This is a genomic window from Qipengyuania sp. BR81-2, from assembly GCF_055693895.1.
In genome coordinates this window covers 266646-287637 of record NZ_CM146344.1, presented here as the reverse complement: position 1 = coordinate 287637, position 20992 = coordinate 266646, and the positions used below count along the sequence as shown (strand labels likewise).

Below are 20992 nucleotides of genomic sequence, written 5' to 3'. Positions count from 1 at the left end.
CGCTACTTGTCTTGCTTCGCGATTTGCTTAGGGTTGGCTTGCTTGGTCGCAGGGGGTTTCATTGCGTTTTCTTACAGTTGTTGCCGTTTCGCTTGCGTGCGCTTCGCCGCTCGCAGCACAGGACCAGTTCGCCAGCAGTGCAGAGGTGCGTCCGCCGGAAATTCCGGCCAAGGCTTTCGCCGCGCGCAGCCAGCTGAGCGGCGCAAAGTTGTCGCCCGACGGCAACCAGCTCGCCAGCCGGTCGAATGTGAACGGCATGGACTATGTCTTGCTCTTCAATGCGGCGAATGGCGCGCCGGTCGGCACTTTCGCGATGGGCGAGGGCAATCGTCTCAACTGGGTGCGATGGGCCGGTAACCAGCGGCTGCTGGTGAGCGCGTCCGCTTATGACGAGTACAACCGCTACTGGACGCGACTTTTCGTGGTCGAGCTCGATACGGGCGAGCTTTATTCGATCGGGCGCAAGGAGCCGATCCGAGACGGCGACAATGTCATCTGGGTCGCCGAAGACGGTTCATCGGTGCTGGTCTCGCTCCAGGCCAATCCGCGCCACTATCCTTCGGTCTACCGCTTCGACCTGACCCGCGACGGCAAGCGCGACCAGGTGCAGGGTTCACGCCAGGGGATATGGAACTGGTACGCCGATAAGGACGGCAACGTCCGGATCGGGACCGGCTGGTATCGCAAGAAACTGCGCGTTTACTATCGCGGGCCTGGTGAAGAAGACATCGAGATGGTCGATAAGATCCATCTCGACGATCTGGAGAAGGAAAACGAGACCTACCGGTACTTCGACATCCTCCGCGTCGAGCCCGATAGCGATATCGGCTATGTGTTCGAGGAGAACGAAGCGGGCAAGGTCGGACTGAGGCGCTACGACCTGGCGCGGTCCGAGGTCGTGGACACTGTCTACGAGCATCCTCAGTACGATGTGGACGGGGCAGTATTCTCGCGCGAGGGCAAGCCGATCGCGGTCACCTATACCGATGACAGCTCGCAAATGATCTGGCTCGACGAGAAACTCGGTGCAATCCAGAAGGGTCTCGAAGCAGCGCTCGAGGAAGACACAGTCCGTATCGTCTCGCGCTCGGAGGACGACACGCGGATGATCATCCAGGCAGGCGGCGCCGCGGACCCTGGTGCCCTCTATGTCTATACGCCTGCCGAAGGTACTCTCGAAGCGCTTGGCGAAATGAGCGCGGGCGTGCCGTTCGAACATCTCGCGCAGCCCAAGGCGATCACCTACACTGCGCGCGACGGAACGCCGATCCGCGCCTACCTTACATTGCCGCGCGGCCGGCCCGCAGAAGGCCTTCCGCTCATCATCAACCCGCATGGCGGCCCGTACGGCATTCGCGACACGCTTGCGTACAATTCGGAAGTGCAGATGCTGGCCAACCGCGGCTATGCGGTTCTCCAACCCAATTATCGCGGTTCCGGCGGATATGGCGATGCGTTCTTCGATCTAGGCTACGGAGAGATCGGACGCGCCATGCAGGACGATCTGGACGATGCGATGGACTGGGCGGTTTCGCAGGGTATCGCCGACCCGCAGCGCGTCTGCCTCGTCGGTGCGAGCTACGGCGGCTACGCGGCAGTCTGGGGCGCAATCCGCAATCCCGAGCGCTATCGTTGCGCCGCATCCTGGGCGGGCGTCATGGATTGGGATATCATGCTGCGTCACGACCGGCAGTTCTTCAGTCGCCGCACCACCAGTCGCTGGCGCAACCGTTACGAAGGCAAGGATGAAAGGGATTTTCGTCTCGCCGACGTCTCGCCGGTGGAGCAAGCGGAGCGGCTCAAACGCCCACTTCTTCTGGCCCACGGCACAGACGACGGGATCGTAAATGTGGAACAGTATCACCTGATGGTGGGGGCGGCGAAGGAACAGGGCGTTTCGGTCGACGAACTGCTGATCGAGGATGAAGGACATGGCTTCAGCGAGGTTGCCAGCGGTGAAGCCTGGTTCGAGGCACTGGAGAAATTCCTCGACACCCATAACCCGGCGGAATGACCGTGGAGCTTGCCATTCTCGAAAGCGCGCTAGATCGGTGGCGCTGGACGCAGCTTCGAGATTGGCACCGGGCCTTTCGAACGCTTTTGTCGGGCTTCGCTCTGGGGCTGCTTGCACTGCACTTTTCGGGCGTTGTTGCGGCTGAGCCTCTCGCCGCGCAGGCGCAGAAACCTTCGGAGATCCCGATCGAGGCTTTTGCCGGGCGCAGCCAGCTAAATTCGGCCAAGCTTTCGGAGAGCGGCAGCCGCTTCGCCTTCGTAGTGGTCGAGGGCGACAAGCGCATCCTCGCCGTGCACGATTCCGACACGCTCGAACCGCTGGTGGCTATCGATCTTGGAGATCGTGAGGGGTTCAACTGGTTCCAGTGGGCCGGCGACGATCGCATCCTGATCTCGACCCGCATGCGGCTCACGAAGCTCCAGTACAGCGCTGAGACGAAGCTTCACTCCTTCGATATTCCCACGCGCCAGCTCCACTTCATCGGCTTCGAGGACCAGGGTTGGGAAGGCGATGATGTCCTCCACACTGACAAGCATGGTCGCTACGTGATCCTCTCGGTGAGCGAACGGCGGTTCACTCCGCCTGCGGTCTGGCGTTTCCCGCTTGATGGCAGCGGTGCTCCGGCAGCAGTCCTTGTCCAGAAGCCCGAGAAGGAAGTGCGCCAGTGGTTCGCCGACGACCAAGGCGTGGTGCGGCTCGGTATGAGCTGGACTTCGAGGGCAGACATCAAGATCTATTTTCGCTCGGGGCCAGACGATCGATACAGGCGTGTGACCAAGGTGAAGGGCGGCGATGACGATGCGCTCGATGCCTGGGACGTTATCGGCATCTATGCTGGGCGCGACACCGGCTATGCCATGGTCGACGACGATGACGGCAAGACGATCCTGCGCGAGATCGACTATTCCGAAGGGGAACTCGGAAACGTCGTCTACGAGAATCCGCGCTGGAGCATCGACAGCGTTGTCATCCGCCGCGGCGAGGGCCCGGTCGGTGTGAGATACACCGACGACGAACCGCGCACCGAGTGGCTCGAACCAGAATTGCAAAAGATCCAGTCCCAGCTCGAAGCAGCGCTTCCCGGCAGCCGGGTCCGCATCATCGACAGCGCGGGAATGGACCGGATGCTCGTGATGCAATCGGGCGACGCCGATCCCGGTGCCCTCTATGTATTCACTCCTTCGCGGATGAGCCTCGAATTGTTCGCGAACCTGCGTCCGCTCGTCGACGAGAAGCTTCTTTCGCAGACCCAGGCACATGACATCGTAGCTCGCGACGGTACGCGGATGCGCGCTTTCCTTACCTTGCCAAAAGGTCGGCCGGCGGAGGGCCTTCCGATGGTCATCATGCCGCATGGCGGTCCCTACGGCGTGCGCGACACGATGGTCTATGACGACTGGACGCAGCTGCTCGCCAGCCGCGGCTACGCCGTCCTGCGCCCGAACTATCGCGGCTCGGGCGGCTATGGAGAGGCCTTCGAGCGGCTCGGCGACGGGCAGATAGGCCGCGCGATGCAGGACGATATCGACGATGCCTATGACTGGGCCGTAGCGCAGGGTTTCGCCGATCCGGCACGTGTCTGCCTCTTTGGTGCCAGCTATGGCGGCTATGCCTCCATGTGGGGGACGTTGCGAAATCCGGAGCGCTATCGCTGCGGCGCAAGCTTTGCCGGCGTCGTCGACTGGGAAGACCTGCTTGCCTACGACAGCCAGTATCTTGGCCGGGGACGGGTGCGGAAACGCTGGTACAAGGATATCTGGACACCGCGCATCACCGGCGACGACGAATTCGATCTCTCGACAATTTCGGTGTCGGATCAGATCGCCAGGCTCGAGCGGCCGCTGTTCGTTGCCCACGGCATTCAGGACATGCGGGTGCCCTTCGACCAGTTCGAGCAACTGTCCGAGGCAGCGGAAGCTGCCGGGGTGGAGATCGAAACACTGGAGATCGAGGACGACCACTATCTTGGCGACAGCGGGGAGGAAGCGCGTTTCTTGAAGGCGCTGCTAGCCTTCCTCGACTCGCACAATCCCGCGGACTGACCGATCCGTCGCAAGCGGCCAAAAACTGGGGGTTGGTGAGCGCCAGCCTCTTGCCCGCCGCGCGGGAATGCCTAACTTGGAAATGTGATCAAGGAACTCTTCCAGCATTCCGCCATGACCGATGGCATCACCGTGCGGGTCGCGGTGAACTTCCTGCCTGAACAGTCCCAGCCCGATGCTGGCAAGTGGTTCTGGGTCTATCACATCCGTATCGAGAACGCCTCCCACGAGCGCGTGCAGCTGATGACGCGCCACTGGCGCATCACCGATGGCGCTGGACTGGTCGCGCATGTCGATGGCGATGGCGTGGTCGGCGAACAGCCGATCCTCTCGCCCGGCGAAGCGCATGACTATGTGTCGGGCTGCCCGCTCGATACGCCCCACGGTTCGATGGAAGGCTTCTACACCTTCCACCGTGAAGACGGCACGCCGTTCGAAGTGCGCATTCCGTTCTTCCCGCTGGCAGCGCCCGCTACCGCCGAATAACGACTATTCCTCTTCGTCTTCGTCGTGTTCGTCGGCGAAGTCGAAATCCCCGATCTTGATCTTAGGTTTGCGCTCCAGCCATTCGGCGAGCATTTCCAGCTCGCGCGTGAGCGGCCAGGTTGCCAGCGCCGCACGACTTTCATCAAGATAGAGCGTCAGCGACTTCTTCTTGAGCCGCAGCTTGCTGTTACCCAGCGCCGTGCGCGAACCCGCGCCGAGACGGCGTGCAAGGCGGAAGCCAAGGCCCCAGGTGACACCTTCGCGAAGGTCCTCGTCGCTGGCAATTTCGCGAAGCTTGGAGGGAAGGGCAGTGCGACCGAGGCTGCCATAGAGCGCCGCGCAGATCATCGCCTTGTCCCGCGCGCTGCAATCGATCCAGCGCTTGTCGAGCGCCCATTCGGTTGCGTGATTGACGCGCAGGTTCGGCTCTACGCGCTGCAGGCCCGCCGCAAGCTGGGCCGCAGCCAGGCGCAGGCGCTCGTTGCGCTTGCCCTGTCCGTTGGCGAGATCGACCGTCCACCCGGCAACGCGGGTCGCATCGGTTACAGGCGCGTCGCGCGGTTCGCAAAAGGCGTGAACGCCCGAAAGCAGCGGATCGAGCGACTTCTGCAGGTCGGTAAGCTGCGAATAGAGCAGGCCTTCGCGGATACCCCAGCTGGAAAAGATCAGACGTTCGGGCTCCAGTTCAGCGAGCATCGGACCAAGTAGTGTGGCGGCATTTGGAAGGTAGTTGGCGCGCATTTCGCTAATGCCCGAAATGTCCATCAGTTCTTCAGGTTTGGCATCCACCAGCCGCGAAGCAAGGTCGTGCGCATCCTCAACCGACAGCGAAAAGCCATGCGGGTCCGTCAGCGGATAATCGGCCTCGCGCATCGCGTAGTAGGCGAGCGCGCGCCATGTGCCGCCAATCATGAAGAGCGGGCCCTTGTGCGACTTAGCCCAGCCGACCTTCGAGACCGCATCATGGACAGTCGCGGCGAAATCCGGCTGCTGCGCGCGCAGAGCAGGGAGCCGCAAGGTACCGAAGGGGAGGCTCACGGCATCGATGCATTCGCCATTGCCGATGGCGACGAGTTCGAGGCTGCCACCGCCAAGATCGGCCACCATGCCGCTCATGCCGGGGAATGCTCCGATGGCGCCGAATGCCGAGGCGCACGCCTCTTCTTCGCCAGACAGTAGACGCGGTTCGAGTCCGAGTGCGGTAACCTTGCCGAGGAATTCCTGCCCGTTCTTGGCATCGCGTGCAGCAGCGGTCGCGACCGTCTGCACCGTCTCGATCCCGCGGTCCTCGATCAGGATGGCGTAGCGAGCGAGCGCGGCGAGTGCCTCTTCCTGGGCTTCCTCGGGAATTAGTCCCGTTTCGGAAAGATCACGGCCGAGCCGGGCGGCGACCTTCTCGTTCCACACGGTTTCGGGCGCACGGCCCGTGCCCTCGTAGATGACCAGTCGAACCGTGTTCGAACCGATATCGACCACCGCACGCGGAGGATGGATCAATCGCCTCTGCCAGCGCGTCGAACGAATTTTCGGACTGCTCAACTCTTTTCCCCATGGAGCGAAAGGCGCGGAACATCGTGCTTCTGCAAGGCCGATCCGCGCCCCGAGAGCGAGGGGTTCGACATGAAATACTCGTGGCAGTTGAAGGCGTCCTCGCCGGTTCGCATGCGGCGGTACTGCCCGTCGGGATCGAGCCGCCAGCTCTGTTCGACGTCGAGGATATTGGCGAGCATGACCTGTCCCAGCAGCTGGTCGTGCACGGTCTTGTTCGAGATGGGCACCATCACCTCGACCCGGCGGTCGAGATTGCGGCTCATCGCATCGGCGCTGGTGAGGAAGACCTTGGCCTGCCTGCTGGGCATTTCCTTGCCATTGGCAAAGGCCCACACGCGGGCATGCTCGAGGAAGCGGCCAATGATCGATTTCACGCTGATATTTTCCGACATGCCCGGAATGCCGGCACGCAGCGAGCAGATACCGCGCACCACCATGCGCACTTCCACACCCGCCTGGCTTGCCTCGTAGAGCTTGTCGATGATCGCCTGGTTGGTGATCGCGTTGAGCTTGCACCAGATGCCCGCGGGCTTGCCCTTCTTCGCATTGGCGATCTCGGCATCGATCAGCTCGTAAAGCTTCTCGCGCATACCGATCGGCGAGATCGCGATCTTCTCCAGCTCGTCGGGCTCGATATAGCCGGTGATGAAGTTGAACATCTTCGCCGCATCGCGCCCCAGCGCCTGGTCGGCGGTGAAATAGCTGAGGTCGGTATAAATCTTGGCGTTGATCGGATGGTAGTTACCCGTGCCGAAGTGGCAATAGGTGCGGTATCCGTCCTCTTCGCGCCGAACGACGAGGCTGACCTTGGCGTGGGTCTTCCATTCGGTGAAGCCGTAGATCACCTGCACGCCCGCGCGTTCGAGCTCGTTTGCCCAGCGGATGTTGCGTTCCTCGTCGAAGCGGGCCTTTAGCTCCACCACGGCGGTGACGGCCTTGCCGTTTTGTGCAGCCTCGACCAGCGCGGCGATGACGGGTGACTGGTCGCCTGCGCGGTAAAGCGTCTGCTTGATCGACACGACTGCGGGATCGACCGCCGCCTGGTGCAGGAAGTCCACCACCACCTCGAAGCTCTCGTAAGGGTGGTGGATGACCATGTCCTTCTCACGAATGGCGGTGAAGACATCGCCGTCATGCGCCAATACGCGTTCGGGATAGCGCGGCGAGAAGGGCGGGAACTTGAGGTCGGGGCGCGGCTCGTCGCAAATCGCGTCGAGATCGGTGAGGCCAAGCATGCCGCCGGTCTTCACGATCATCGCGGCATCGACATCGAACTGGTCGCGCAGCAGAGCTTCTGCCGCCGGATCGCATTCGTCGTCGAGTTCGAGCAGCACGGCGCGGCCGCGGCGGCGGCGCTGGATCGCGGTGCGGAAATAGCGAACGAGATCCTCTGCCTCGTCCTCCACCTCGATATCGCTGTCGCGAAGGACGCGGAAGATGCCGTCACCCTGGATCTTGAAACCCGGGAAGATCTCCGCGGCAAAGCGCGTCACCATCTGCTCGATCGCGACGTAGATCGCCTTGTCGCCCGGCACGCGCACGAAACGCGGAACATTTGCGGGGATCAAGACCATTTCGACCAGCTCGCCCTTACGCTTTCCGCGCTTGAGGCGAAACAGTACACCCATCCCGCCATTCGCGACGAAGGGGAAGGGGTGTGAAGGGTCGATAACCTGGGGCGTTATCAGCGGCAGGATGTCGGTCGTGAAGTAATCGTCGAGCCACTTGATCTGCTGCTTGTCCAGCTCGTCGGGCAGGGCGATCAGAATGTTCTCATCGCGCAGCAGGCCGCGCAGGATGTCGAGGCTTTCCTGCTGGCGGTCCTCGAGTTCGAGAACCTGTTCGCGGATCGCGTCGAGCTGCTGGCGCGGAGATTTCCCGTCGATGCCCGGCGTCTCGATACCGCGCTGGACCTGGCCTTCCAGTCCCGCGATGCGGACCATGGTGAATTCGTCGAGATTGCTCCCCGAAATCGAAAGGAAACGGAGCCGCTCGAGGAGCGGATAATCCGCGTTCTCGCTTTCGGCGAGGACCCGGCGATTGAAGCTCAGCCAGCTCAGCTCACGATTGACGTAGCGATCTTCACGAGCCTCGGGCGCAACCGGCAGCTCGTTGGCGACGTCCTCGCCAGCAGTTTCGTTTCCAGAAACGGCGGAGTTTCCAAGGGTCACGGGCACACCTTTTGTGAATCGCAAGCAGAGTAGGGCGCGCTGGCGCTATTGGAAAGGGTTTCGACCTGCCACCGGTCTGTTGAGCTTGTCAGGAATTCGTCACAATCGCCCATATTGACGGGCCAGTTCGTCCCAAAGTTGCGGCGTGGAGGCGCCGAGAAGGCCTTTCCTGTCCCACTCGTCCACGCGGTAAGGCGAGCCGTCCGGTCGCGCGACCTTGCCGCCGGCCTCCTCCAGCCAGAGCGCGCCTGCCGCATGGTCCCATGCCAGCGTGCGCTCGAAAATCGACACGTCGTTCTGGCCCAGCCCAAGGCGCGGGTATTGCTCTGCCGCGCAAAAAGGGATGTCGACCAGCTCGTAATTGGGCGAGATATGGCGGCGGGTCGCCTGCCGGCGCTCCTCTTCCATGAAGATGAGCGAGATCGCTGCGATAGGCGGGGTTTGGCCGGTTCCCCTGGCGGAGACGCGCTCGCCGTCGACGAATGCGCCCTTTCCGCGGTGCGCGGCACAGAAGCGCCCCGTCAGGCAATCGTAGAGCCAGCCCGACTGGGCATGGCCTCCGTCTGCGCGCGCGATGATGACGGCAAAAGGCGGCTTGCCGTGCGCGAAGTTGCGTGTGCCGTCGACCGGATCGACGATCCAGCAGGGCTGATCGAGACGCTCGAGGATGGTGGGATCGGAATGAGCGCTCTCCTCGCCAACGAAGGCGAGGCTGTCGTCGATCGCTGCGAGGCCCTCGCGCAGTAGTGCTTCCGATTCCTTGTCGGCGATCGTGACGGGATCGTTGCCGCCCTTGTCCTCGACCTCGCCCTCCTCGAGCTTGCGGAAGCGAGGGAGGATGGCTTCCTCGGTGGCGCGCCGCATCAGGGCGAGGATGGCGTCGTCGAGACCGCTCACGAACGGTAGTCCGCGTTGATCGAGATATATCCGTGGGTGAGATCGCAGGTCCACACGGTCGCGCGTCCGTCACCGACGCCAAGGTCGACATCGATGCGAATGTCTTGCCCTTCGAGATGCTTCGCGACCGGTGCCTCGTCATAGTCGGCGAGCGGCTGGCCGTCCTTTGCCGCCCAGGTGCCGCCGAAGCCGATCGAGAGCTTGTCGCGGTCGGCCGGTTCGCCGGCCTTGCCGACCGCCATGACCACGCGGCCCCAATTGGCATCGCCGCCTGCAATTGCCGTCTTCACCAGGGGCGAGTTGGCGATAGAGAGACCGACCCGGCGCGCGCTCTCGTCGGAATCGGCGCCGCTGACCGCGATCTCGATGAACTTCTGCGCGCCTTCGCCATCGCGCACGACCAGCTGCGCTAGATCCCGGCAGACCTGCAAAAGGGCCGCGTAGAACGCGTCCGCGCCGGCATCGTCCCATGATGCGAGCGGCGGATTGCCTGCCTTGCCGGTCGCGAAGGCCAGCACGGTGTCGCTGGTAGAGGTGTCGCCATCGACCGTGATGCACGAATATGTCGCGTCATTGGCCTTGGAGAGCATTTCCTGGAGGAAAGCCGGTTCGACCGCTGCGTCGGTGAAAATATAGCCCAGCATGGTCGCCATGTCGGGCGCGATCATGCCGCTGCCCTTGATGATGCCCGCCAGTTCGACGCGTGTCTCGCCGAGCATGGCCGACGCGGCGCTACCCTTGGTGAAGGTATCGGTGGTGCCGATCGCCGACGCCGCTTCTTCCCAGCTGCAGGTGCCCGCGTCGAGGACCGCGGCGATCCCTGCACGTGCCTTGTCCTTGGGTAGTGGCACGCCGATCACGCCGGTTGATGAGACGAGCACCTCGCTCGGCTTGCAGCCGAGTGCGTCGGCCACCTGCGCCATAATCTGCTCGACCGCCTCGCGCCCGCGCACGCCGGTGAAAGCGTTCGAATTGCCCGCATTGACGATCAGCGCGCGCGCACTGCCGAGTTCCACCTGGTCCCGGCCCAGCTCGACCTCGCTCGAAGCGCAGGCGGACTTGGTGAAAACCCCTGCCACGCTCGTTCCTTCGGCCAGTCTGGCGAAGGTCAGGTCAGCCCTGTCCCACTCCTTGTATCGAGCCTTGGCAACACGCAGCTCGACGCCGGAGATGGTCGGCATTTCGGGAAAGGCGCGGGCGAGTGGCGAGCGTTCGAGATCCATGCATTTGCAGCTAGAACGGGCGAAGGCGCGCTGCAAGCGGCGCCGCACGTAGGAAAAATAGGCCGCCTGACTTTAAACCTTAAGCATTCTGCGCTATCTCTACGCTCGATTATGCGACGCCAATTGCTCGCCCTTATTGCACTCCTGACCGGCCTTGCTGCCGTCGGTGTGCCTGCGCATGCCGCGCTGGGCGGTGAAATCGGCGTCGGCTTCGAACAATCCGCTTCCGGCGCAAGCGATGCCCGCGAAGCGAAGTGTCCGTGCGAGGAAAAGCAGCGCAAGCAGAAGCTGCGCGGCGAAAAGGTGACCCCCTGCAAGAAGCAGGAACCGGTCGTCATCTACCTGCCCACGGTCCAGTTCGGCGCCGATCGCGCCTACGAATAGCCTGACAGGCTGACTCCCGATCCATGCCCGGCACCTTCGGTGTGCGCGGGCATTTTCCATACATTCCTTCTATTCTCGAGGCACGCGCCCACCCATGTTCAATGCAATCGTGAAGTCCGTTTTCGGCTCGTCCAACGAGCGTTACGTCAAATCCATCGGCAAGATCGTCAACCAGATCAACGCGCTCGAGCCGCAGCTCCAGGCACTCAGCGACGAGGAACTGCGCGCGCAGACCGACAAGTTCCGCCAGCAGCTCGCCGATGGCAAGACGCTTGACGATATCCTGCCGGAAGCCTTCGCCACCGTGCGCGAGGCATCGGTTCGCGTCCTCGGCATGCGTCACTTCGACGTGCAGATGATCGGCGGCATCGTGCTCCACCGCGGCGAGATCGCGGAAATGCGCACGGGTGAAGGTAAGACGCTGGTCGCAACGCTCGCCACCTATCTTAACGCAATCGAGGGCAAGGGCGTCCACGTCGTCACCGTGAACGACTACCTCGCCCGCCGCGACGCGGAATGGATGGGCCAGCTGCACAATTTCCTCGGCTTGTCGGTCGGCGTGATCGTGCCGAACCTCGACGAGTTCTCACGCCGCGATGCCTACGGTTCGGACATCACCTACGGCACGAACAACGAGTTTGGCTTCGACTACCTGCGCGACAATATGAAGCACGAGCGCAGCCAGATGGTGCAGCGCCCCTTCAACTTCGCCATCGTCGACGAGGTCGACTCGATCCTGATCGACGAAGCGCGTACGCCGCTGATCATTTCCGGACCGACAGAAGACAAGTCGGAGCTCTACGTCGCCATCGACGAGATCGTGAAGGATATCGATCCCGAATGGTACGAAGCCGACGAGAAGACCAAGAACATCACCTGGACCGAAGAGGGCACCGACGCGATCGAGGAGCGGCTCAAGGAAGCCGGACTGCTCGAGACCGACAACCTCTACGACGTTGAGAACACGCAGGTGGTCCACCACCTCGACCAGGCCCTCAAGGCCAACATCATGTTCAAGAAGGACACCGACTACATCGTGAAAGACGACAAGGTCGTCATCATCGATGAATTCACGGGCCGCATGATGGACGGTCGCCGCTGGTCGAACGGCCTGCACCAGGCTGTCGAGGCCAAGGAAGGCGTGAAGATCGAGCCGGAGAACCAGACGCTCGCCTCGATCACCTTCCAGAACTACTTCCGCATGTATCCCAAGCTCTCGGGCATGACCGGTACGGCTGCCACCGAGGCCGCGGAATTCTGGGACATCTACAAGATGGGTGTGGTCGAAATCCCGACCAACGTCCCCGTCCAACGCGTCGACGAGGAAGACGAGTTCTACAAGAACACGCAGGACAAGTTCAAAGCCATCGCCAAGGCGATCAAGGAAAAGTACGACAGCGGCCAGCCGGTGCTGGTCGGTACTGTCTCGATCGAGAAGAGCGAATTGCTTTCCAGCTTCCTCGACGAAGAAGGTGTGAAGCACGAAATCCTCAATGCGCGCCAGCACGAGCGTGAGGCGTATATCGTCGCGCAGGCGGGCCGTATCGGCGCCGTTACCATCGCGACCAACATGGCCGGCCGCGGTACCGACATCCAGCTCGGCGGCAACGTCGAGTTCCGCATCGAGGAAGAGCTTGCCGACCTCGCCGAGGACGATCCCAAGCGCCAGCTCGAGATCGACCGCATCAAGGCCGAAGTCGCAGCGGAAAAGGAAAAGGTCCTCGCAGCAGGCGGCCTTTTCGTCCTCGCGACCGAGCGCCATGAAAGCCGCCGCATCGACAACCAGCTACGCGGTCGTTCGGGCCGTCAGGGCGACCCGGGCCTTTCGCGCTTCTACCTCTGTCTCGAAGACGATCTCCTGCGCATCTTCGGGCCGGACACGCTGTTCGCTCGCATGATGAACGCCAATCTCGAAGACGGCGAGGCGATCGGTTCGAAGTGGCTCTCCAAGGCTATCGAGACCGCGCAGAAGAAGGTCGAAGCGCGAAACTACGAAGTGCGTAAGCAGGTCGTCCAGTACGACGACGTCATGAACGACCAGCGCAAGGTTATCTACGAACAGCGTTCGGAAATCATGGACAGCGAAGCGGTCGACGATGTCGTGGTCGACATGCGCCACGACGCGATCAACGCGATGGTCGGCGAACACTGCCCGCCGGGTTCCTATCCGGAACAGTGGGATATCGACGGTCTCAAGACCAAGGTCGACGAAGTATTCGATATGCGCTTCCCGATGGAAGAATGGCTCGAGGAAGATCACATCGAGCCGGAAATCATCGAAGAGCGTATCCGCGAGGAAGCGGACCGCCGGATGGAAGAGAAGATCGGGAAGGCCGACCCGAACATGTGGCGCCGGATCGAGAAGAGCCTGCTGCTGCAGGAACTCGACCACCAGTGGAAGGAGCACCTCGCTACGCTCGACGCGCTGCGCCAAGTGGTGTGGCTGCGCTCGCACGCGCAGAAGCAGCCGCTCAACGAGTACAAGCAGGAAGCTTTCGGCCTGTTCGAACGCATGCTCGACAAGCTACGCGAGGACATCACCGCAAAGCTGCTGCGTATCGAGCTGGCAGAACCGGCACCGCTCCCGCAGATCGACTTGCCCGAACTGCCCGACTTCCTCACCGGCCACATCGACCCGCTTACCGGGCTCGACAATTCAGGTGACGGCGATGGTTCGGAAAAACGTCCCGAACTCTTCGGTGCGCTCGCCGGAAGTGCTCGCGCGGCGGCCGGTCCGGGCGGTGCCTTCGTCGACAATCCCTATGCCGATCAGGACATCAGCCGGAACGCGCCTTGTCCTTGCGGCTCGGGCAACAAGTACAAGCATTGCCACGGCGCCATGGGCGTGAAGGCCTGATCCAGTATTCGGAGAGCCGCGCTTGGCTTCAGGCCTGGCGCGGCTCCCTGACCATGGGCACGAGCGGCGGTGCGTCAGGTGTCGGGCGAATTTCGCCGCACACCTCGAAACCGCAGCTCGAATAAAAACCGGTATTCGCCGGGTTCGAATTCTCCAGATAGGCGCGCACGCCCTTGCGGTCGCAGGCGTCGAGCACCGGCTGGATCAGCTTGCGCCCCAATCCCTTGCCTTGCTCGGACTGTCTCACACCGATGCTGAAGAGATAGGCGTGCTCGAACTGGGGGTGGGCCCTTTCCATCGCCTCGCCAGTCTTAAGCGCCTTACCGACTGCGCCGACGCCCGAATGCCATAGCGTCGGCATCACGATGGCCGCATAGTCCATGAGCGAGAGCGAGGAATTGCCTCCCGGTAACATCCACATCGCCGCGCCGCTGTCGCCGATCCGATATGTATAGCCGCGCGGCACGTAGATGCGCCTCGCCTGAGCGTGGAAGAGTGCGCGAATGCCTGCGTAACGCTTGAACAGCCACAGGTTGAACGGATCGTTGCGGAAGGCGTCGGCAGTTATCTCGCCGACTGCGAAGGCGTCCTCCGCGTGTGCACAGCTGAAGCCATCAGGCAATTCGATATTGGCGGCTTCCACAGTGCGTTCCCCTCCCGTGATGCAGCGAGACTAGCCGTGTCAATGCACGCGGTCTAGGAAACTGCCATGCCGCTGCTCATTGCCGCCTTTTTCATAACGGCACTGCTTTACGCGAGCGTCGGCTTCGGCGGCGGCTCGACCTACAATGCGCTGCTGGCGCTGTCGGGTGTCGACTACCGCATACTCCCGCTGCTGGCGCTGAGTTGCAATATCATCGTGGTCGCGGGCAGCACCCTGCGCTTCGCACGTTCCGGGATCACGCCATGGCGCGGTGCCCTGTTCATGACCGCACTTGCTGCGCCTGCCGCACTCCTTGGCGGGCTGACACCCATCGGCGAGGGCGCTTTCCTTGCAATCCTTGGCGCCAGTCTCGTCATCACCGCGATGACCATGCTCCTGCCAGTAAGCGAAGGGGAGGGCGAAGCACGGCGCTGGGCCCGCTTTATCCCGCTTGGTGCGGCACCCCTCGGCTATCTCGCGGGCCTGGTCGGCATCGGTGGGGGGATATTCCTCGCTCCATTGCTGCACCTTGCCCGCTGGCGCGAAGCGCGCGCGATCGCAGCCACGGCCAGCTTCTTCATCCTTGTGAACTCGCTTTTCGGGCTTGCAGGTCAGGCGCTTAAAGGCGGGGAAGGGCGCTTCTTGGCGGCTTTCGATATCGGCCTGCCGCTCCTCGTCGCGGTCGCCATCGGCGGCCAGATCGGCAGCCTGCTCGCGCTCAAGTTCATGCCGCAGCGCTGGATCCGCTGGGGCACGGCTGCTCTCACCCTGGTGGTAGGGCTGAGACTGCTGCTTGCAATGTAAGGAAAAATGGCTCCCCGAGTTGGATTCGAACCAACGACCAAGTGATTAACAGTCACCTACTCTACCGCTGAGCTATCGGGGAGCAGCCCGAAGGCAGGCCGCGCGTATATGGGGGCGATTCCGGTTTTGCAAGCGGGGTTTTGCAAAAAATTGGGCGCGTGCTGCAACACCGTCGCAATCACACCACGAACTGCTCCGAAACGATGCGCTCGTCGAGTGCGTGACCCGGGTCGAATAACAGGGTCAGCTCGTTCTCGCGTGAGATTTTCAGCCGTACTTCGGCGACGTGACGGATCTCGCGTTGGTCGGCGACGGCCGAAACCGGACGCTTCTCGGATTCGAGCACCGTGAAGGTGACCTGGCTGCGGTCGGGCAGGATTGCCCCCTTCCAGCGCCGCGGGCGGAAGGCCGAGATCGGGGTCAGCGCGAGGAGCTGGGAATCGAGAGGCAGGATCGGGCCGTCTGCGGACAGGTTGTATGCTGTCGAGCCCGCTGGGGTCGAAAGCAGGACGCCGTCGCACACCAGTTCCTTGATGCGCACCTTGTCGTCTACCGACACTTCGATTTTCGCGGTCTGGCGAGTCTCACGCAGCAGCGAGACCTCGTTGATGGCACAGAAACGATGGACTTCACCGTCCTCCGTCACCGCTTCCATTGCAAGCGGTGCAATGGTGTGGGGCTTGGCGCGAGCGATTCTGTCCGAGCAGTTTGTCGGGCTGTCGATTCCTGTTCATCAGGAAGCCGACCGTACCCAGATTCACGCCATAGGCCGGCCGGATAATCCCTTCGTCGAGCATCCCGTGCAGGCTCTGCAGCATGAATCCGTCGCCGCCGAGTACGACAACTGCGTCCGCATCTTCGATGGAAACCCAATCGGTTAGCGGTCGAATGATCGTATCCGCCGCCTCCTGTGCGCGGTCGGAATCCGATACGAGCAGTGCAAGTCGATTGAATTCGGCCATCACCCGTTCCGTCTGCCTGCCGCCACTACCTTTGCGGGGCCTGATTAACCCCTATGGGCCGCTGTCCCATTTGGCAACAAACGCTAAAACATGGCTAACATATCGTTAACCGCTGCTAAGGGAGGTCGATGGCAAGTGTGGCCGACACGGTAGACAACGATTCGCGCGATGCCCTGACCGGGCTCGGTGACGTGCAGCAATTGCGCCGCACAGTCGCCGAATGGTGCGCGGATTGGCCACACGATGGCGGGACATGTCCGATCCATGCCATGCTGATCACGCTCGGACGGATCGAGACCGTCAATGTCGCCTTCGGCGAAGACGCCGGCGATGGCGCGCTGGTGGAAGCCGCGCAGCGTATCCGTCACTTTGCAGTCGACGAATTCGAAAGCAGCGGCTCGCTCGCCTCGCGCCTTTCGGGAAGTAATTTCATGCTGGTCGCACTGGGCGAATGCAGCCGCGAGCGCTGGCAGTGGCTGGCGGAGGCGCTGGCCGACGCTCTCGCCGCGCCGATCGCGAATCCGGACGGCGTTGGTAGCCTGCGTCTCTCACCGCGAATTGCGCTGATGCGGTCTGGCGAGAATGATGATGTCGACAGCATACTCGACCGGCTTTCCGAAGTATCCTCGCAGATGCGCCAGTCGCACGGCCGCCGCATCGGCTGGTCGAGCGGAGTCATAGAAGCTGCGCCGCGTTCCAACATCCAGCTCGAGGCCGATCTCCTTGCCGCGATCGACCGTGACGAGATCGAAATCCTGTTCCAGCCGCAGTACTCGCTTGTCGACGACCGCATCATCGGAGCGGAGGCACTTGCGCGTTGGCACCACCCGGTGGTGGGCCTGATCGGAGCGAGCACGCTCTTCCAAATTGCCGAACGGGCCGACCATGTCGCGCAACTCTCGCGGCATATCGCCAGTCGGGCGCTGGAGCAGGCCACGTCCTGGCCGCCAGGCATGCAGCTTTCGCTCAATATCACGCCCGCCGACCTCGCGGTCGACAATTTCGCGATCGACTTCGCCCGCCTAGCTGAACGTATCGGGTTCTCGCTCAACCGGATCACGCTGGAAATCACCGAGCAGGTGCTTCTGGCCGATCTCGAGCGTGTCAGCCGCGTACTGCAGCAGCTCAAGGTCCTCGACGTCACCATTGCGCTCGACGATTTCGGCGCGGGTTTCTGCAATTTCCGCTACCTCAAGGTGCTGCCGATCGATTGCCTCAAACTTGACCGCTCGATGGTCGAAGGCGTGATCGAGGACGAACGCGACCGGGCCGTCTTCCGTGCAATCATGGGCATGGCGCAGGCACTCGACCTGCGGGTGCTCGTCGAAGGTATCGAGACGCAGAAGCAGCGCGATTTCTGCGCTGCCGAGGACTGCGAATATTATCAGGGCTTCTTCCGTGCGGAGCCGATGGCGCCGCACCAGTTCCTGAATCTCGTCACCCGCTAAAGTGCGGTGGCTTAGGCGGCAGCCTTCTCGCGCTTCTTTGCCTTGCGCACGATTCCCGAAAGGCCCTTTGTCAGCTGGAATAGCCCATTGAGGCGGCTTTCGGGCGAATTCCAGGCGCGGCTGATGACCAGCTTCATGTCGGGCCGCAGCTTGGCCGTGCCCTTCAGGCGATCGACATAGGCGATCAGGCCCGGACCGTCCGGGAAGTCGTCATTGTGGAAGGTAACGAGCGTGCCGGCCGCACCCACGTCGATCTTCGCGATATTCGCTTCGATTGCCTGCAGCTTGATCTGGATAAGCCGGACGAGGTTCTCCGTCGCCGAGGGTAGTGGACCGAAGCGGTCGATCATCTCGGCTGCCAGAGCCTCGATCTCGCCCATGTTTTCCGCGTCGTTTAGGCGCCTGTAGAGCGCCATGCGCACGGCGAGGTCGGGGACATAGTCCTCCGGAATCATGATAGGTGCATCGACCGTGATCTGCGGGCTGACGCGTTCGGGCTTTGCCTCGAGGCCGAGTTCGCCGGCCTTGGCGGCGAGAATCGCGTCTTCCAGCATCGACTGGTAGAGCTCGAAACCGACCTCGCGGATATGGCCGGACTGTTCGTCGCCAAGGAGGTTGCCCGCACCGCGGATGTCGAGATCGTGGCTCGCAAGCTGGAAGCCCGCGCCGAGGCTGTCGAGATCGCCGAGGACCTTGAGGCGCTTCTCGGCCACTTCGGACAGCGCGACGTCCTTCTCGTAGGTGAGATAGGCATAGGCGCGCAGCTTGGAGCGACCCACGCGGCCGCGCAGCTGGTAGAGCTGGGCTAGGCCGAAGATGTCGGCGCGATGGATGATGATGGTGTTTGCGCTCGGCAGGTCGAGCCCGCTTTCGACGATGGTCGTGGCGAGGAGGACATCGTATTTGCCCTCGTAGAAGGCGCTCATCCGCTCTTCGATCTCGCCTGCACCCATCTGGCCATGGGCGGCCACGAATTTCACTTCGGGCACATTCTCGTGCAGCCAGTCGGAGACCTGTTCCATGTCGGAAATGCGCGGGACTACGATGAAGCTTTGCCCACCGCGATGGTGTTCGCGCAGCAGTGCCTCGCGCATGACCATGTCGTCCCATTCCATGACGTAGGTTCGCACCGCGAGGCGATCGACCGGCGGGGTCTGGATGGTCGAGAGTTCGCGCAGGCCCGTCATCGCCATCTGCAGCGTGCGCGGGATCGGCGTGGCGGTCAGCGTGAGCATGTGCACGTCTGCGCGAAGCTGCTTGAGCTTCTCCTTGTGCGTCACACCGAAGCGCTGTTCCTCGTCGACAATGACCAGCCCCAGGTTCTTGAACTTGGTCTGCTTCGACAGGATCGCGTGCGTGCCGACGACGATGTCGATATCGCCCTTGGCCAGCCCCTCGCGCGTGTCCTTCATTTCCTTCGCGGGCACGAGGCGCGAAAGGCGGCCGACCTTGAGCGGGAAGCCCGCAAAACGCTCGGCGAAGTTCTGGTAGTGCTGGCGGGCGAGCAGCGTGGTGGGCGCGACCACCGCGACCTGCTGGCCGTTCATCGCCGCGACGAAAGCGGCGCGCAGCGCGACCTCGGTTTTGCCGAAACCGACATCGCCACAGACCAAGCGGTCCATCGGCTTGCCGCTTTCCAGATCGCTCAGCACATCAGCGATTGCGCGGTCCTGGTCGTCAGTCTCCTCGTACTGGAAGCGGTCGAGGAACTGGTTGTAGACGCCGTCCTCGACTTCGAGCACCGGTGCCTTCTTGAGCGCGCGCTGGGCCGCCACCAGCATCAGCTCGCCGGCGATCTCGCGGATGCGCTCCTTGAGGCGGGCGCTGCGCTTCTGCCATGCCTCGCCGCCCAGCCGGTCGAGCATGACCGCTTCCTCGGAAGAACCGTAGCGGCTGAGGACGTCGATGTTCTCTACCGGGATGAAGAGCTTGTCGCCGCCCTTGTACTCTAGCTGGACGCAATCGTGCTGCGACTTGCCGACGGGGACCGGTTGCAGGCCGAGGTACTTGCCGATGCCATGTTCGGTATGGACGATCAGGTCGCCGACCGCGAGGGCCTGAAGCTCTGCGAGGAAGGCGTCCGCATCCTTGCGCTTCTTCTTGCGGCGCACGAGCCGGTCGCCGAGGATGTCCTGCTCGGTGAGCAGCTCCATCTCGTCATTGGCGAAACTGGCTTCGAGCGGCAGCACCATCGCTGCGGGCTTGCCCTTGGCGGACAGGCCGAGCGCTTCCTGCCAGCTGTCGGCCAGCTGCACATCTGCGCCGGCCTCGGTCAGGATCGAGGCGATACGCGCGCGGCTGCCGGTCGAGTAGGCCGCGAGCAGCGGTCGCTTGCCCGCCTTGCCAAGCGCCTTCAGGTGATCGGCGAGACCGGGATACACGTTGTCGCCGCGCGCACGCTCAGGTGCGAAGTCACGGCCCGAACGGAAGCCGAAATCGATGACCGTGTCGTTTTCCGGCTCGTCGAATGTGGTTGCGCGGTGAGCCGGTGTTTCTGCAACCGCTAACTTGAACTCGTCGCCGGTCAAATAGAGCGATTTGGGATCGAGTGGGCGATAGCTGCCCTTGGCCTGTCCGCTCGCCGCCTTGCGCTGCTCGTAATAGTCGGTGATGTCCTTGATGCGCTCGTCCGCCGCGGCAAGCGAGGCATTGTCGATGACCACCGTGTCCTTGTCGTCGAGGTGGTCGAACAGCGTGACCAGCTTCTCCTCGAACAGCGGCAGCCAGTGTTCCATCCCGGCAAGCCGACGACCTTCGCTAACAGCCTCGTAAAGAGGGTCTTGCGTGGCATTTGCGCCGAACATTTCTCGGTAGCGGCTGCGGAAGCGCTTGATGCTGTCTTCGTCGAGCAGCGCTTCGCTGGCGGGCAGCAGCAAGTGGTTGGCGAGCCGCCCCGTGCTCATCTGCGTGTTCGGGTCGAAACTGCGCAGGCTCTCCAGCTCGTCGCCGAAGAAATCGAGACGCAGCGCTTCGTCGAGACCGGAGGGGAATACGTCCACGATCGACCCGCGGATCGCGTATTCGCCCTTGTCGATCACCGTGTCGGTGCGGCTGTAGCCCTGCTTCTGGAGCAGTAGCGACAGGCTCTCGCGCCCGATCTCGGTGCCCGGTTTGAATTCGCGCACACTCTCGCGAATGCGGAACGGGGTGAGGACGCGCTGCAGCACCGCATTGGCGGTGGTCACCACCAGCTGCGCCTTCGCCTTGCCGGCCTGCAGGCGGAACAGGGCGGCAAGCCTTTTCGCGCTGACCGAGAGAGCAGGACTTGCCCGGTCGTACGGGAGCGAATCCCATGCGGGGAATTCGATGACTTCCAGTTCGGGTGCGAAGAATTGCGCCGCATCCGCGACCGAGCGCATCGCTGCGTCGTCGGGCGCAATGAAGACCGCGCGCCCGGTTCCGGCGCGCGCGAGGTCGGCCATCACCAGCGGCTGGGCACCGCGGGCGACCTGCGCCAGCGTGAGTTGCGTGTCGGCTTTGAGGATGCGGGAAAGGTCGGGCATTACGGGT

The 20992-nt window shown here is 62.7% G+C and carries 13 protein-coding genes, 1 tRNA gene and 1 pseudogene; 7 read left to right on the top strand and 8 right to left on the bottom strand.

Going from position 1 to position 20992, the window contains the following annotated elements; translation table 11 throughout:
- Positions 1-61: 61 nt before the first annotated feature.
- The 3 genes from ACZ1G8_RS01455 to apaG all read left to right on the top strand — a co-directional run bounded on the left by ACZ1G8_RS01455 (position 62) and on the right by apaG (position 4542).
- On the top strand, positions 62-2014 hold the full coding sequence (locus tag ACZ1G8_RS01455; protein WP_472680070.1) for a prolyl oligopeptidase family serine peptidase: 1953 nt from the start codon (positions 62-64) through the stop codon (positions 2012-2014).
- A complete protein-coding gene (locus ACZ1G8_RS01450) occupies positions 2011-4056 on the top strand; it encodes an alpha/beta hydrolase family protein (RefSeq protein ID WP_472680069.1) in 2046 nt (681 codons plus the stop codon). Before ACZ1G8_RS01455 ends, ACZ1G8_RS01450 begins: the two co-directional genes overlap by 4 nt.
- 87 nt (positions 4057-4143) lie before the next feature.
- The gene (gene apaG, locus ACZ1G8_RS01445) at positions 4144-4542 is read left to right on the top strand and encodes a Co2+/Mg2+ efflux protein ApaG (RefSeq protein ID WP_472681149.1); all 399 of its coding nucleotides are present in this window, start codon (positions 4144-4146) and stop codon (positions 4540-4542) included.
- A 3-nt stretch (positions 4543-4545) separates the two neighbouring features.
- On the opposite strand, the gene ACZ1G8_RS01440 is transcribed toward apaG, so the two are convergent.
- The 4 genes from ACZ1G8_RS01440 to argJ form a co-directional block, all read right to left on the bottom strand.
- Positions 4546-6039, bottom strand: a complete 1494-nt coding sequence (locus ACZ1G8_RS01440) for a Ppx/GppA phosphatase family protein (RefSeq protein WP_472680068.1) — start codon at positions 6037-6039, stop codon at positions 4546-4548.
- Positions 6040-6077: 38 nt separating this feature from the next.
- Complete coding sequence (locus tag ACZ1G8_RS01435; protein ID WP_472680067.1) at positions 6078-8264, bottom strand: RNA degradosome polyphosphate kinase; 2187 nt, start codon at positions 8262-8264, stop codon at positions 6078-6080.
- Positions 8265-8363: 99 nt separating this feature from the next.
- A complete protein-coding gene (locus ACZ1G8_RS01430) occupies positions 8364-9128 on the bottom strand; it encodes an inositol monophosphatase family protein (protein ID WP_472681147.1) in 765 nt (254 codons plus the stop codon).
- Between the two features lie 29 nt (positions 9129-9157).
- A complete protein-coding gene (gene argJ, locus ACZ1G8_RS01425) occupies positions 9158-10384 on the bottom strand; it encodes a bifunctional glutamate N-acetyltransferase/amino-acid acetyltransferase ArgJ (RefSeq protein WP_472680066.1) in 1227 nt (408 codons plus the stop codon).
- 111 nt (positions 10385-10495) lie between these two features.
- On the opposite strand from argJ, the gene ACZ1G8_RS01420 reads away from it, so the two are divergent.
- Together ACZ1G8_RS01420 and secA are read left to right on the top strand one after the other, a co-directional pair.
- Positions 10496-10768: a hypothetical protein gene (locus tag ACZ1G8_RS01420; RefSeq protein ID WP_472680065.1), complete on the top strand. Its 273-nt coding sequence runs from the start codon at positions 10496-10498 to the stop codon at positions 10766-10768.
- A gap of 94 nt (positions 10769-10862) precedes the next feature.
- Entirely contained in the window at positions 10863-13625 is a 2763-nt protein-coding gene (secA, locus tag ACZ1G8_RS01415) for a preprotein translocase subunit SecA (protein WP_472680064.1), read from the top strand.
- A 28-nt stretch (positions 13626-13653) separates the two neighbouring features.
- Here secA and ACZ1G8_RS01410 read toward each other — a convergent pair whose 3' ends face one another.
- Entirely contained in the window at positions 13654-14268 is a 615-nt protein-coding gene (locus tag ACZ1G8_RS01410; RefSeq protein ID WP_472680063.1) for a GNAT family N-acetyltransferase, read from the bottom strand.
- A gap of 66 nt (positions 14269-14334) precedes the next feature.
- On the opposite strand from ACZ1G8_RS01410, the gene ACZ1G8_RS01405 reads away from it, so the two are divergent.
- A complete protein-coding gene (locus ACZ1G8_RS01405; protein ID WP_472680062.1) occupies positions 14335-15072 on the top strand; it encodes a sulfite exporter TauE/SafE family protein in 738 nt (245 codons plus the stop codon).
- Between the two features lie 7 nt (positions 15073-15079).
- Here the strand turns inward: ACZ1G8_RS01405 and ACZ1G8_RS01400 are convergent.
- Positions 15080-15154 (bottom strand) — tRNA-Asn (locus tag ACZ1G8_RS01400).
- Positions 15155-15250: 96 nt separating this feature from the next.
- Positions 15251-16034: pseudogene (locus ACZ1G8_RS01395) on the bottom strand (NAD kinase).
- A 128-nt stretch (positions 16035-16162) separates the two neighbouring features.
- Here ACZ1G8_RS01395 and ACZ1G8_RS01390 point away from each other — a divergent pair.
- Complete coding sequence (locus ACZ1G8_RS01390) at positions 16163-17482, top strand: EAL domain-containing protein (RefSeq protein WP_472680061.1); 1320 nt, start codon at positions 16163-16165, stop codon at positions 17480-17482.
- An 11-nt stretch (positions 17483-17493) separates the two neighbouring features.
- Here the strand turns inward: ACZ1G8_RS01390 and mfd are convergent, their stop codons facing one another.
- On the bottom strand, positions 17494-20985 hold the full coding sequence (gene mfd, locus ACZ1G8_RS01385; protein WP_472680060.1) for a transcription-repair coupling factor: 3492 nt from the start codon (positions 20983-20985) through the stop codon (positions 17494-17496).
- Between the last annotated feature and the right edge of the window lie 7 nt (positions 20986-20992).

What these genes read in the sequence shown, in the direction of transcription:
- argJ (WP_472680066.1), bottom strand. Translation starts at nt 10,384, where the DNA reads ATGGATCTCGAACGCTCGCCACTCGCCCGCGCCTTTCCCGAAATGCCG.
- ACZ1G8_RS01420 (WP_472680065.1), top strand. Translation starts at nt 10,496, where the DNA reads ATGCGACGCCAATTGCTCGCCCTTATTGCACTCCTGACCGGCCTTGCT.
- mfd (WP_472680060.1), bottom strand. Translation starts at nt 20,985, where the DNA reads ATGCCCGACCTTTCCCGCATCCTCAAAGCCGACACGCAACTCACGCTG.
- secA (WP_472680064.1), top strand. Translation starts at nt 10,863, where the DNA reads ATGTTCAATGCAATCGTGAAGTCCGTTTTCGGCTCGTCCAACGAGCGT.
- ACZ1G8_RS01390 (WP_472680061.1), top strand. Translation starts at nt 16,163, where the DNA reads ATGGCAAGTGTGGCCGACACGGTAGACAACGATTCGCGCGATGCCCTG.
- ACZ1G8_RS01450 (WP_472680069.1), top strand. Translation starts at nt 2,011, where the DNA reads ATGACCGTGGAGCTTGCCATTCTCGAAAGCGCGCTAGATCGGTGGCGC.
- ACZ1G8_RS01430 (WP_472681147.1), bottom strand. Translation starts at nt 9,128, where the DNA reads ATGCGGCGCGCCACCGAGGAAGCCATCCTCCCTCGCTTCCGCAAGCTC.
- ACZ1G8_RS01405 (WP_472680062.1), top strand. Translation starts at nt 14,335, where the DNA reads ATGCCGCTGCTCATTGCCGCCTTTTTCATAACGGCACTGCTTTACGCG.